Annotated in this window: 12 protein-coding genes; 7 read left to right on the top strand and 5 right to left on the bottom strand. The window is 71.0% G+C overall.

From position 1 onward, the window contains the following. Nucleotides 1-389: 389 nt before the first annotated feature. Nucleotides 390-602: a hypothetical protein gene (locus tag D6270_RS30285; protein ID WP_109162525.1), complete on the bottom strand. Its 213-nt coding sequence runs from the start codon at nt 600-602 to the stop codon at nt 390-392. Between the two features lie 798 nt (nt 603-1,400). Continuing rightward, entirely contained in the window at nt 1,401-1,562 is a 162-nt protein-coding gene (locus tag D6270_RS32620; protein ID WP_158650557.1) for a hypothetical protein, read from the bottom strand. A gap of 250 nt (nt 1,563-1,812) precedes the next feature. Here D6270_RS32620 and D6270_RS30295 point away from each other — a divergent pair, with 250 nt between their 5' ends. Continuing rightward, the gene (locus D6270_RS30295; protein WP_204117034.1) at nt 1,813-2,946 is read left to right on the top strand and encodes an NADH:flavin oxidoreductase; all 1,134 of its coding nucleotides are present in this window, start codon (nt 1,813-1,815) and stop codon (nt 2,944-2,946) included. A 279-nt stretch (nt 2,947-3,225) separates the two neighbouring features. Continuing rightward, nucleotides 3,226-5,286 (top strand): phosphocholine-specific phospholipase C, encoded by a 2,061-nt coding sequence (locus D6270_RS30300; RefSeq protein ID WP_109162523.1) that lies wholly within the window; start codon nt 3,226-3,228, stop codon nt 5,284-5,286. Nucleotides 5,287-5,383: 97 nt separating this feature from the next. Here D6270_RS30300 and D6270_RS30305 read toward each other — a convergent pair whose 3' ends face one another. From D6270_RS30305 to D6270_RS30315, 3 genes are all read right to left on the bottom strand, one after another. Next, nucleotides 5,384-6,277, bottom strand: a complete 894-nt coding sequence (locus D6270_RS30305) for a DUF2510 domain-containing protein (protein WP_109167208.1) — start codon at nt 6,275-6,277, stop codon at nt 5,384-5,386. Nucleotides 6,278-6,354: 77 nt separating this feature from the next. Further along, nucleotides 6,355-7,041 carry a response regulator gene (locus D6270_RS30310; protein ID WP_109162522.1) on the bottom strand — a complete coding sequence of 229 codons (687 nt, stop codon included), beginning with the start codon at nt 7,039-7,041 and terminating at the stop codon, nt 6,355-6,357. Between the two features lie 2 nt (nt 7,042-7,043). After that, nucleotides 7,044-7,997 (bottom strand): HAMP domain-containing sensor histidine kinase, encoded by a 954-nt coding sequence (locus D6270_RS30315; protein WP_109162521.1) that lies wholly within the window; start codon nt 7,995-7,997, stop codon nt 7,044-7,046. Between the two features lie 350 nt (nt 7,998-8,347). Between D6270_RS30315 and D6270_RS30320 the strand changes: the two genes are divergently transcribed. From D6270_RS30320 to D6270_RS30340, 5 genes are all read left to right on the top strand, one after another. Further along, nucleotides 8,348-8,653 (top strand): DUF3040 domain-containing protein, encoded by a 306-nt coding sequence (locus D6270_RS30320; RefSeq protein WP_093689169.1) that lies wholly within the window; start codon nt 8,348-8,350, stop codon nt 8,651-8,653. 213 nt (nt 8,654-8,866) lie between these two features. Continuing rightward, nucleotides 8,867-9,598 (top strand): FadR/GntR family transcriptional regulator, encoded by a 732-nt coding sequence (locus tag D6270_RS30325; protein WP_109162520.1) that lies wholly within the window; start codon nt 8,867-8,869, stop codon nt 9,596-9,598. A 121-nt stretch (nt 9,599-9,719) separates the two neighbouring features. After that, complete coding sequence (locus D6270_RS30330) at nt 9,720-10,487, top strand: (Fe-S)-binding protein (RefSeq protein ID WP_109162519.1); 768 nt, start codon at nt 9,720-9,722, stop codon at nt 10,485-10,487. Next, nucleotides 10,484-12,097 (top strand): lactate utilization protein B, encoded by a 1,614-nt coding sequence (locus D6270_RS30335; protein ID WP_109162518.1) that lies wholly within the window; start codon nt 10,484-10,486, stop codon nt 12,095-12,097. The genes D6270_RS30330 and D6270_RS30335 overlap by 4 nt, the downstream gene beginning before the upstream one ends. Further along, nucleotides 12,094-12,726, top strand: coding sequence for a LutC/YkgG family protein (locus D6270_RS30340; protein ID WP_109162517.1), 633 nt, complete (start codon nt 12,094-12,096; stop codon nt 12,724-12,726). The genes D6270_RS30335 and D6270_RS30340 overlap by 4 nt, the downstream gene beginning before the upstream one ends. Nucleotides 12,727-12,767 lie beyond the last annotated feature (41 nt).

Consider the following 12,767-nt stretch of genomic DNA (forward strand, 5'->3'; position numbering starts at 1 on the left):
ACTGCTCAAGCGGGACCTGAATATAGCGTTCGGTTTCAGGGAAAGTCGCCACGCTAGGGTTGTCTCCCACACCACTGACAACCGGCGTGCTGTCGGTGGGAACGCCGTGAGTCCCGATCTTCTGTGCGTGGTGGAGTAGCTGCCCGCCCTCGATCGGTGCGGGCAGACGTGATGCGCGACCGCCTCGGGGCCGAGAGGGCCCGCTGGAGGTCAAGGGGGCGCAGGTTCAAATCATGCCATCTCGACCATGCTTTTCGCAGCTCGGAGCCCGTTCTCTCATCCGTGGGAGCGCGGCCTTTCGCGCGTTCCGGGCCGTGGTGGTCGTAGCCGTGCGGTCCGGCCCGCACGGTTGGCCGTCTGCTCGGGCTCCCTGAGTATGTGAGATGCGGTCATGAGAGGTTGAGCCCCGCGTGGTCCCACTGATCGACCAGCATCTCTGCCGGTAGCGCGCTGCCGTCATGAGCAAGGCGCTGGACCGGCATGTTGTCGGAGGCGCATGCGAGCAGTTGCTCGGCGACGAGGTGGGGAACGAGCAGCGCTGTGGTGCCGGCCTTCCGATTGAAGGCCACCTGGTAGGTGGCGATGACCGCTGCTTCCCACAAGGTGAGGGGGTCGCGTTTCGGCTCGCTGTGGTGGGTCCTGACGAGGAGGGGGCGCCTCCACCGCCATCAGCTGCCATGGCGTACTGACGGGGCGGCCGGCTTCTTCGCGTGCCTGACGGATCCAGTCGGCAGTGATTCGGCGGAAGGCGGCGTGGGCCTCGGGCTTCCCCTTACGGCGACGTCCGAAGGCGTCGTTGACGACGGTGTAGACCGAGAAGTCCTGATCTTCCAGGCGGCGCCAGGACCAGATGGCTCGCCGACTCCACTCGTACCATGCTCGCCGGAAGGTCTTCTCCGCCTCCGCTCCCAACCCGGCGAGGCCGGGGTCTGCGGAGAACTTCGGCTCGGGCAGGATACGCACGGCAGCCGCCTCCAGCAGGCGGATCGGCTGCACGAGGGCCGCGAAGGCCCGACGCTCCTCGTCGAGGGCCGTGGCGAGGCGACTCTGGAGACCATCGGCCCAGGGGGCGAGGAAGGGGTACTCGGACACGGCCTCGTTGCTCCGTGCCAGGTAGGAGTGCAGCCGACGCCAGTGCTCGTGACGTCGGGAGCGGAAGTTGCGGGCGCGGTCGTATCGCTCCCATTCTTCGTCGTGCCCGGCCTCGTCGTCTTTCTCCTCCTCGTCGCCGGATTCGGTGGCGCGGGGTGGGTACTCGGCGACGGTGAGGGCGGTGGCGGCGTCACGCTCGGCCTCGAGGTCCTCCTCGTCCTTGGACCCCGGTCGAGCTAGATGTCGAGTGAACCCACTTCGCTCACAGCGGCGCCGAGCGGCAGGATGAGGCTGCCTGTGGGCAGAGGCTACCGACAGCTCGGGCAGAGCCGCGCCACGGCTTCGCCGAAGGAGACGTCGATCTGGTTCACGGAGGCGGCTGACCGCAGCGTGCGGCACTCGGGGCTCCCGTGGAGCTTGCCCTTGCCTGTCGCCGCGACGTGGCAGGTGATGAGGATGTCCCGGGTCAACCACAGGGGAACCTCAGGTGTAAAGAGAGAACCGAGCATGAAATGACGAAGCTCATCGCGAGTCGAGGACGTGTCGGCAGGCTATGCGCGGGCACTGCGAACCGGCCCTTGATCGTTTCCGAAGGCTGTTCGATCCCGTCACCCCCTTCGGGGAGTCCTGGGCCACATCGGGGTGAGGCCGGAATGCCGCCGGTCCGCCGGAGTGTTGGCGAGGGGTGACGCATGACCCAGTCGATGAACAGGACTCGATGTGACCGACCTCGATGTGACCGCCCCCGGAACCGGCCGCGCGGCCGCCGCACTCTCCCGCCCCTTCGCCGTCCGCGGGCTCACCTCGCCCAACCGGATCGCCATGGCCCCCATGACCAGGCAGTTCTCCCCGGACGGTGTCCCCGGCCGGGACGTGGCGGACTACTACGCCCGGCGGGCCGCGGGCGGTGTGGGGCTGATCATCACCGAGGGCACCTACATCGGCCACGACTCCGCCGGGACCAGCGACCGGGTCCCCCGCTTCCACGGCGAGGACGCCTTGGCGGGCTGGGCCGATGCGGTGGACTCGGTGCACGGGGCGGGCGGCACGATCATCCCGCAGCTGTGGCACGTGGGCGTGGCCCGTACCGAGGGTACGCCCCCGGTGGTGGACGCCGAACCGGTCGGCCCCTCGGGCATCGCCCTGACCGGCGAGCCCAAGGGGCGCGCGATGACGCAGCGGGACCTCGACGACGTCATCGCCGCATTCGCCGAGGGGGCGGCGGCCGCCGAGCGCCTCGGCTTCGACGGCGTCGAACTGCACGGCGCACACGGCTACTTGATCGACCAGTTCCTGTGGGCCGGCAGCAACCGCCGTACCGACGCCTACGGCGGCGACCTGGTCGCCCGTACCCGGTTCGCGGCCGAGATCGTCGCGGCCTGCCGGGCGGCTGTCTCCGACGCGTTCCCGATCTTCTTCCGGATGTCCCAGTGGAAGATGAACGCGTACGAGGCCAAGCTCGCCCAGACGCCCGCCGAACTGGACTCCCTGCTCACGCCGTTGGCCGAGGCGGGCGTCGACGTCTTCCACGCCTCCACCCGCCGCTACTGGCTCCCGGAGTTCGACGGTTCCGATCTGAACCTCGCCGGCTGGGTGAAGAAGATCAGCGGCAGGCCGACGGTCACGGTCGGCTCGGTCGGCCTGGACGGCGACTTCTTCAGCGCCTTCGCGGGCAACGACTCGGCCGTCACCGGCGTCGACCAGCTCCTGGACCGCCTGGAGCGTGACGAGTTCGACCTGGTGGCCGTCGGCCGCGCGCTCATCGCCGACCCGGAGTGGGCGGCCAAGACCCTGGGCGGACGGACCGGGGACATCACGCCGTTCGACGCGGAGATGCTGAAGACGCTGCGCTGAGCGGGGGTGTGACGGACTCCGGAGGATGCGGGGGCAGAGGCGTGCCTTCCCGTGGTGGCCGCGCGGACATTGCCCCGTGGGCACGCGGATCCGCCCTCGGCAGGCACGCGGATCCGCCCTCGGCAGGCACGCGGATCCGCCCTCGGCAGGCACGCGGACCCGCCCGTGGCGGGCCGTACCGCCCGCATTCATCGGCCCGTCACGACCCCTTCCCTTCTCCTGGGTTCTCTTGGAGCATTCTGTTCGCTTCTATTCCCCCACTCCTAGAGGCCCCCACACATGACTGAGATGAATCGGCGCAGGTTTCTCCAGATCGCCGGTGCGACCGCCGGATTCGGTGCCCTGGCGGGCAGCATCGATCGCGCTGCCGCCATCCCCGCCCACCGGGCCAGCGGGACGATCCAGGATGTCGAGCACATCGTCGTCCTGATGCAGGAGAACCGTTCCTTCGACCACTACTTCGGGGCGATGAAAGGGGTCCGGGGGTTCGGTGACCCGCGGCCCGTGACCCTGCCGAGCGGGAAGCCGGTGTGGCACCAGGAGGACGCCGCGGGCAAGGTGACGCTGCCGTTCCACCCGACCGCCGACGACCTCGGCATGCAGTTCCTCCAGGGCCTCAACCACGACTGGCCCGGCGGCCACCGGGCGTACAACGGGGGGCGTTACGACCGGTGGATTCCGGCCAAGACCCCCACGACCATGGCCTATCTGACCCGTGAGGACATCCCGTTCCACTACGCGCTCGCCGACCGCTTCACCATCTGCGACGCCTACCACTGCTCCTTCATCGGGGCCACGGACCCCAACCGCTACTACCTCTGGTCCGGTTACACCGGCAACGACGGGACAGGCGGCGGTCCGGTGCTCGGGAACGAGGAGCAGGGGTACGGCTGGCGTACGTACCCCGAGCGGCTGGAGGAGGCCGGGGTCTCCTGGAAGATCTACCAGGACATCGGTGACGGGCTGGACGCGGCGGGCCGCTGGGGCTGGATCGACGACGCCTACCGGGGCAACTACGGCTGCAACTCGCTGCTCTACTTCCACAACTACCGGAACGCCGAGCCCGGCGACCCGCTGTACGACAGAGCGCGCACCGGCACCGACGTCTCGGCCGGCGGCGGCTACTTCGACGCGATCGCCGCCGACGTACAGGGCGGGAAGCTGCCCCAGATATCCTGGGTCGCCGCCCCCGAGGCCTTCAGCGAGCACTCCAACTTCCCCTCCAACTACGGCGCCTGGTACATCGCCGGGCTGCTGGACGCCCTCACCTCCGACCCCGAGGTGTGGAGCCGTACCGCCCTGTTCATCACCTACGACGAGAACGACGGCTTCTTCGACCACGTCGTCCCGCCCTATCCGCCGGCCTCCGCCGCCCAGGGCCTCTCCACGGCCGGGACCACCGCGGAGATCTACCCGGGCGGACCCTCGTACGGAACCGGTCCCTACGGGCTCGGCCCGCGTGTGCCGATGTTCGTCGTCTCGCCCTGGAGCACCGGCGGCTACGCCTGCTCCGAGGTCTTCGACCACACCTCCGTACTGCGGTTCATGGAAGAGCGCTTCGGTGTGCACGAGCCGAACATCTCGCCCTGGCGGCGGGCGGTCTGCGGCGACCTCACCTCCGCCTTCGACTTCGGCCGGTCCGCGCCCGCCCCCGACGACCTGCCGGACACCTCCGCGTACGAGCCCCCGGACCGCAAGCGCCACCCCGACTACCGGCCCACCCCGCCGGCCGTCGGGGCCATGCCCGTCCAGGAACCGGGCAGCCGGCCCACCCGGCCGCTCCCGTACGAGCCCTACGTCGACGGTGCGGTCGACACCGGTACCGGGAAGATCGCCCTCACCTTCAGCCCGGGGACGGCGGCCGGGGCGCAGTTCTACGTCACCTCCGGCAACCGCACCGACGCCCCGTGGACGTACACGGCAGGTGCGGGCCTGACGCTGACCGACAGCTGGAACTCCGCCTACTCCGGCGGCAGCCACGACCTCACCGTCCATGGCCCGAACGGCTTCCTGCGTACGTTCCGGAGCCCGGGCACCACCGCGGGACCCGAGGCCAGCGCCCGCCACAACGCCACCAGTGGCAACCTGGACCTCACGCTCACCAACTCCGGCGCCACGGACGCCGTACTGACGATCGCCAGCGCCTACGGGGGAGCGGAACAGGTCGTCACCGTACGGCCGGGAGCCACGGTCTCGCGCACGGTGGACCTGCGGGCGGGCAAGCGCTGGTACGACGTGTCCGTCACCGCCGACGGTCAGCCGGGGTTCCTCCGCCGGTTCGCGGGCCACGTCGAGACAGGCGCCACCGGGGTCAGTGATCCGGCGATCGTGACGGGCTGAGCCCTTCCCGAAAGCCGCTCAACGCGGTGGGAGCCGGGCCGGACCACCGGTCCCGCCCGGCTCCCACCGTCTTTCCCCGTTCTGGTACGCGGTGGGGTCAGGCGGCTCCGCCGTTGCCCGCGCCCGACGCGGCCTTGATGCCCTTGGTGATCTCGTCCAGGACGGACAGCTTCGGCGCGTCCTCGCTGATGTCGAAACCGGACCGGACCACCACGAGCATGTCCTTGGAGGCGGGGGAGGGGAACACGAGCGACTCCACGTACCCGTCGTCGCCCTTCTCCGTCACCACCTTCCACCGGACCGCGTAGCCCTTCTGGCCCGCCACGGTGACCGCCGCCGACTTGATCTCCTCGTGGGAGGTGATCTTCCCGTAGGAGTCCCCGCCGTAGGACTGCTCGGCGTTGACGGCGATGTCCTTCTTGGCCGCCTCCTCCGGCGTCCCCGCGGTGATCTTCAGGGCCACCGCCGGGGCCGAGAACACCCCTCCGCGCACACACGTCTGGGCCGCGCCGCCCGGGCAGGCGTGCTCACCCGTCGTCAGGCCGGCGCCGACCGGTGCGGACTTGCCCGTCCACCCCTTGGGCACCGGCAGGCTGATCCCGGCGGCCAGGTCCGTGGCGTAACCGGGCTCCGTCGGCGGGAGCCGCTCGCCGGGGCTCCGGGGGCCGCCGTCCTCGCCGTCCTTGTCGTCGCCCCTCCCGCCGTCCGGTGCGCCGGACCCGTCAGGGACGGGCGGGGGCGCGGACGGCGAGGCGACCGCGATGCCCGGGCGGCCACCGTCGTCCTCGCGCAGCATGTACATCCCGCCCCCGATCGCGGCGAGCACCACAGCGCCTACGGTCACGCCGATGCCGATACGCAGTCCGCGGCGCCGGACAGCGGCGGGCGACGGGCGTACGTGGCCGGTCCACTGCGCCCCGTCCCACCAGCGTTCCTGATCGGGGCCTTTACCTGAATGCCCGGGGTCTGGGTGCCAGCCGGGCGGGGTCATCTGGGTCACGGGTGCACCTTATGCGGGCAGGGTGAGAATCACATGAACTGTCTGCCGGGATGAGAGTGAGGGGGCGGTCACGGTTCGATCAGGCCCGCGCGGATCGCGTACCGGGTCAGCTCCAGGCGGTCGCGCAGCCCGAGCTTCTGGAGCAGGTTGGCGCGGTGCCGCTCCACGGTCTTGACACTGATGACGAGCAGCTCGGCGATCTCCTTGGAGGAGTGCCCCTCGGCGACCAGCTTCAGGATCTCCTCCTCGCGTTCGGTGATCGCCCGCGCGGGCAGGTCCTCGCCGTCCTTGGCCCGGTCGAGGAAGTTCCGGATGAGGGCGGTGACCGCGCCCGGGTAGAGGAACGGCTCGTCGCGCATGGCCGCCCGGCAGGCCTCCACCAGGTCCCGGTCGGCGACCGACTTGAGGACGTATCCGGCCGCCCCCGCCTTCAACGCCTCGAAGAAATACTGCTCGTTGTCGTACATCGTCAGCATCAGGATGCGCACGTCCGGCAGGACCCGGGAGAGCTCGCGCGCCGCCTGCAACCCCGTCAGCCGGGGCATCGCGATGTCCAGGATGGCCAGATCCGGCCGCTCGGCGCGGGCCATCTCGATGGCCTCGGCGCCATCGCCCGCCTCGGCCACGACCGTGAGGTCCGGTTCGCCGTCGAGGATCAGCCGTACCCCCCGGCGTACCAGGGCGTGATCGTCCGCCAGCAGGATCCGGGTCGGTGCGGCGGTGCCCCGCGAGGGGGACGGGGAGGAGAAGGTCATGGTCACCGGCTTCCGTTCCGGACGGGCACATCGAGTCGTACTTCGGTACCGCCCTGCGGCCCGGGGCCGAGGAACAGCTCGGCGCCGATCAGCAGAGCGCGCTCGCGCATGCCGCGCAGGCCCGCGCCCTCGGGGGTGTCCCCGAGGCCCCGGCCGTCGTCGCGGATGCGCAGCTCCACCCCGCAGGGGCTGCGGCGCAGGGAGAGTTCGAGCCGCGACGCACGCGCGTGGCGGACCGTGTTGGTGAGCGCCTCCTGCGCGATCCGGTAGACGACCAGCTCGGCCTCGGCGTCCAGTTCGGGCAGGTCCTTGCCCATCCGGCGGCGGATCGTCAGCCCGTCGGGCGTCGGCGTCTCGGTGATGAGAGCTGTGAGCGCGCTGACCAGACCCAGCTCCTCCAGCACCCCGGGGCGCAGCCGCCGGGCGATCCGGCGGATCTCGTCCAGTGAGCCGCGGGTGATCTCCTGGACCTGCCGGAGCTCGCCGCGGAGCGGCTCGGGGGCGTGGTCGGCGACGCGCTTCAGTTCGAGCAGGACCGCGGTGAGGGTCTGCCCGACCTCGTCGTGGAGCTCCTGCGCCACCCGGCGGCGCTCGGCCTCCTGGGCGGAGAGCGCGCGGGCGCTGCTGGTGGCGCGTTCGGCCTCCAGCCGGTCCAGCATCGTGTTGAACGTCTCGATCAGGGCGGCGATCTCGCCGTGCCCGGCCACCTCGGGGCGCGGGCTCGGGCGCAGCAGATCGGTCGTGGTCATCGCGCGGGTCACCCGCTGGAGAGGGAAGAGGCCGAGCCGGAGCAGGGCCGCGTTGGCGGCGAGCATGAAGGCGATCCCGCCGGTCAGGATCATCGCCTCGGTCAGCAGGACCGGTGTGGAGATGGTGATCGGGCCGAGCAGCAGCAGAGCCCCCGCGGCGACGAGCACAGCGGCGTTGAGCAGAAAGATCCGCCAGAACAGGGACAAGGGAGCACGGCCTCCATCGGGCGTCGGAGCGGTTGCCGGAACGATGACGGGCGTCGGCGTGGGCATCGCGCGCAGTCGCGGGCGTTGACGTGCGCGTCGACAGCCTCCACTATCGTCGCTGCGCGCGGGAAACACGCCGTCGCCCCGGAGCCCTCTCCCGCCGGTGACCGGGCGTCACGGCTCACCGCGCGTCTACATGGTGCACACCCCCGGATATGGGTGCTGCCCCCGATAGCCCTTCCGAACGGGCCCGCCGATCATGAAATCAGGGCCCGGGGGCCCTGCCCGTGCCGCATCACCGGGCCGGCGCCGGAGGAGCCGAGAGGTCTCCGTACCGGGAGGGAGACACCATGCCCACGTACGACGAACGGCTGCGCGCCCTTGAGGAGCAGCTGCATCGCGACGACCCCGGTTTCGCGGCGGCGATGTCCGACGGCACCCCGCGCAGCCCCCGCGAGTACCGGCGGCGCAACGCCTGGCTGGCGATGGCCTTCGGCCTCACCGCCCTGGGCATGGGGATCGCCATCGGCCACGGCCTCCTGATCGCCACCGGACTCGTGGTGTCGGGAGCGGCCGCCCATCTCTTCGACCCGCAGCGCGGCCGTCTGCACGGCAAGGACATCCCGGGAACGCCCGGAAACCCACGAACCCACTGACGCGCGGCGCCCGCACCGCCGCACCCCGGCCCCTCCGCACGGGCCGGCCGAGGCCCCGACCGCCGAACCGGTCGGGGCCTCCGTGTGCCCGGACAACGCGACCCCGAATGCGACCTCTGTTTGGTCCTACCTCTGAAGGATGATTGGTCCGACCACACCGTCTGTGTGGCATACGCTCAACGTCCTGGAACCGGCCGAGACAGGGAGTGGCGGATGTCCGTCGAATGGCAGCCCGTGCGGCAGTCCCGTACGCACGAACTCGTGCTCCGCTCCATCGAGGAACGGGTCTTCGCCGGCGAGCTCAGGGCGGGCGACCGGCTCCCGCCCGAGCGGGAGCTGGCCCCCGTGCTCGGTGTCAGCCGCTCCGCCCTGCGCGAGGCGCTGCGGGTGCTGGAGACGATCGGCGTCCTGGTGGCCCAGCCCGGCCGGGGCGCGGACGCGGGGGCCCGGATCGTGCGCAATCCGGACGACGCCCTGGGCCGGCTGCTGCGGCTCCACTTCGCCCTCGGCAGTTACAGCCTCCAGGACGTCCTGGAGGCCCGGGTCGTCCTGGAGCGGTCCAGCTTCGAGGCCGCCGCCGGTCATGCGCCCTCCGAAGACCTCGACGAGGCGGAGGAGCTGGTACGGGGGATGGCGGAGCCGGGCGTCGGAGTGGGCGCGTTCAACGACCTGGACACTCGCTTCCACGTACTGATCGCCCGCAGCTCCGGCAACGCATTGACCTCCACCCTCACGTCCGCCGTACGGGAGTCGGTGCGCCCGCTGATCCTGCGTGCCCTTGAGCAGGTCGAGGACTGGCCCGCCACCGCCCACGCTCTCAATGCGCAGCACCGCACCCTTCTGACGCTGGTGTGTGAGGGGCGGGGTGCCGAGGCGGCCGACCTGGTGGAGCAGCACATCAGAGGGCTGCACGGGACGCTGGTGGACGAGCCGTTCGGGGCCTAGCGGCGGGGGCGTGCGCGCCGTCGACCTGTTCGGCGTGGCCCATTCCTCGCACGGACCGAGCCTAGTATGGTCCGACCATAGAAACGTCATGGTGAACTGCGGACCTGACCGGGGAGACCCCATGCGCATCGGACTCTTCGCCACCTGCCTGGGCGACACACTCTTCCCTGACGCGGTGCGCTCCACCGCGATCCTGCTCACGCGGCTGGGCCACGAGGTGGTGTTCCCGCCGGAGCAGACATGCTGCGGGCAGATGCACATCAACACCGGCTACCAACGCGAACCCGTCCCCTTGGTCCGCGACTTCGCCGAGCAGTTCGGCGACACCTCCATCGAAGCGGTCGTCATGCCGTCGGGTTCGTGCGCCGGTTCGGTCCGCCACCAGCACGCGATCGTCGCCGACCGCTACGGGGACACCGCTCTGCGCGCCGGGGTGGCCACCGTCGCGGCGAAGACGTACGAGCTCTCCGAACTCCTCGTCGACGTCCTCGGCGTGACTGCGGTGGGCGCCTACTTCCCGCACCGGGTGACGTACCACCCGACCTGCCACTCACTACGGATGCTGCGCGTCGGCGACAAGCCGCTCAGGCTGCTGCGCGCCGTCGACTCCATCGACCTCGTGGAGCTGCCCGGCGCCGACTCCTGCTGCGGGTTCGGCGGGACCTTCGCCCTGAAGAACGCCGAGACCTCCACCGCGATGCTCCACGACAAGCTGGACGGCATCGCCACCACCGGGGCCGAGGTCTGCACCGCCGGTGACTCCTCCTGCCTGATGCACATCGGCGGCGGGCTCTCCCGCCTCCGGTCCGGAACCCGCACCCTCCACCTCGCCCGGATCCTCGCCGCGACCCGCGCCACCCCCGACGTCCTGACGGAGGCCGCCGCATGAGCACCTTCCTCGGCATGCCCGCCCGGCCGCCGCGCTCCCCGTACGGCACCGGCAACCTGCGCGGCGACGAGCCGTTCCCCCGCGCCGCCCACCACGAGCTGGGCAACGGACAACTGCGCCGCAACCTCGGCAGGGCCACGACCACCATCCGCGCCAAACGCCTGAACGTCACCGGCGAACTCCCCGACTGGGAGGCCCTGCGCGCCGCCGGCTCCGCCATCAAGACCGACGCGATGAACCGGCTGCCCGAGCTCCTGGAACAGCTGGAGCGCAAGGTCACCGAGCGCGGCGGCACCGTCCACTGGGCCCGCGACGGCGCCGAGGCGAACGCGATCGTCGCCCGGCTGGTGAAGGCCGCCGGCAGCGACGAGGTCATCAAGGTCAAGTCGATGGCCACCCAGGAGATCGGGCTCAACGAGCACCTGGAGTCGGTCGGCATCACACCGTACGAGACCGACCTCGCCGAACTCATCGTGCAGCTCGCCCACGACAAGCCGTCCCACATCCTGGTGCCCGCGATCCACCGCAACCGGGACGAGATCCGGCAGATCTTCCTCGACCACATCCCCGGCGTCGACCCGGCACTGGACAACGTCCCGGCCCATCTCGCGGCGGCCGCCCGAGCCTATCTGCGGCAGAAGTTCATGACGACGAAGGTCGCCGTGTCCGGTGCCAACTTCGGCATCGCCGAGACCGGCACCCTCTCCGTCGTCGAGTCCGAGGGCAACGGCCGCATGTGCCTCACCCTCCCCGACACGCTGATCACCGTCATGGGCATCGAGAAGGTGCTGCCGCGCTACCAGGACCTGGAGGTGTTCCTCCAACTGCTGCCGCGCTCCTCCACGGGTGAACGCATGAACCCTTACACCTCGTTGTGGAGCGGAGTGACCCCCGGCGACGGCCCTCAGGACTTCCATCTGGTGCTGCTGGACAACGGGCGCACGGCCGCCCTCGCCGACACGATCGGACGGGCGGCGCTCAACTGCATCCGCTGCTCGGCCTGTCTCAACGTCTGCCCGGTCTACGAACGGACCGGTGGCCACGCCTACGGTTCGACCTACCCCGGCCCGATCGGTGCGGTCCTCACCCCACAGCTCGCCGGGATGCACGCGGCCGCCGACGACCCCAACAGTTCGCTGCCGTACGCCTCCAGCCTCTGCGGAGCCTGCTTCGACGCCTGCCCCGTGAAGATCGACATTCCCTCGCTGCTGGTGGAGCTGCGCCACCAGCACACCGAGCAGACCGGCACCACACCGGAGAAGCTGGCGATGAAGGCGGCCGCCGCCGTGATGAAGCGGCCCGCCCTGTACAGAGGGGCGCAGAAGGCGTCCGGTCTCGGCCGCGCCGTCGCGGGACGCGACCGGACGATCTCGCGGTTGCCCCCGCCGTTCAGCGGCTGGAGCGACAGCCGCGACACGGCGGCCCCGCCCCGGCAGACCTTCCGCTCCTGGTTCGCCTCCGCCGAGGGCCGGGCCGCGCTCCGGGCGGCCGCCGACGAGCACGACCGAGGTCTGGGCGGGGGAGAACCCGACCGGAACCGGAGCCAGGACGAATCCGACCGGAGCCGAGCGGAAGACGGAAGGAGCCACGGAGAGGACACGACGACATGACGAGTGCCCGCGACATCGTGCTCGGCCGGGTCCGCGAGGCCCTGGCCCTCGCCCCGACGCCCGCCACCGTCGTACCGCGCGCCTACCGCACCGGCCGGGTCCTCCCCGACGCCGAACGCCTCGCCCTCTTCACCGACCGGCTCCTCGACTACAAGGCCGAGGTCCACCCCTGCACCGCCGACCGCACCGCGCGGGTCGTCGCCGAGGTGCTGCGCGACCACGGCGTCCGCCGGATCGGCGTGCCGGCCGGGCTGGACCGGCGCTGGATCGACGCGTACGACGGGGAGGTGTGCCCGGACTCGGCGGACATTCCCGCACCCGAACTGGACGCCCTGGACGCGGTGGTGACCGCGTCCGCCGCCGGCTGCGCCGAGACCGGCACGATCTTCCTGGACGGCTCGCCCGATCAGGGACGCCGGGCGCTGTCCCTCGTCCCCGATCTGCACCTCTGTGTGGTCGACCTCTCCGCCGTCGAAGCCGGGGTGCCCGAGGCGGTGGCCCGGCTGGTGCCCGAGCGGCCGACGACGCTGATCAGCGGCCCTTCGGCCACCTCGGACATCGAACTGGAACGGGTGGAGGGCGTGCACGGCCCTCGTACCTTGGTCGTGGTGATCCGTACCGACAGGTGACCGCACTATGGTCGGACCGAAGTGAACTATGGTCTGACCGT

The organism is Streptomyces griseus subsp. griseus (assembly GCF_003610995.1).
Taxonomy (GTDB): Bacteria; Actinomycetota; Actinomycetes; order Streptomycetales; family Streptomycetaceae; genus Streptomyces.

What these genes read in the sequence shown, in the direction of transcription:
- D6270_RS30335 (WP_109162518.1), top strand. Translation starts at nt 10,484, where the DNA reads ATGAGCACCTTCCTCGGCATGCCCGCCCGGCCGCCGCGCTCCCCGTAC.
- D6270_RS30325 (WP_109162520.1), top strand. Translation starts at nt 8,867, where the DNA reads ATGTCCGTCGAATGGCAGCCCGTGCGGCAGTCCCGTACGCACGAACTC.
- D6270_RS30300 (WP_109162523.1), top strand. Translation starts at nt 3,226, where the DNA reads ATGACTGAGATGAATCGGCGCAGGTTTCTCCAGATCGCCGGTGCGACC.
- D6270_RS30330 (WP_109162519.1), top strand. Translation starts at nt 9,720, where the DNA reads ATGCGCATCGGACTCTTCGCCACCTGCCTGGGCGACACACTCTTCCCT.
- D6270_RS30320 (WP_093689169.1), top strand. Translation starts at nt 8,348, where the DNA reads ATGCCCACGTACGACGAACGGCTGCGCGCCCTTGAGGAGCAGCTGCAT.
- D6270_RS30340 (WP_109162517.1), top strand. Translation starts at nt 12,094, where the DNA reads ATGACGAGTGCCCGCGACATCGTGCTCGGCCGGGTCCGCGAGGCCCTG.
- D6270_RS30305 (WP_109167208.1), bottom strand. Translation starts at nt 6,277, where the DNA reads ATGACCCCGCCCGGCTGGCACCCAGACCCCGGGCATTCAGGTAAAGGC.
- D6270_RS30310 (WP_109162522.1), bottom strand. Translation starts at nt 7,041, where the DNA reads ATGACCTTCTCCTCCCCGTCCCCCTCGCGGGGCACCGCCGCACCGACC.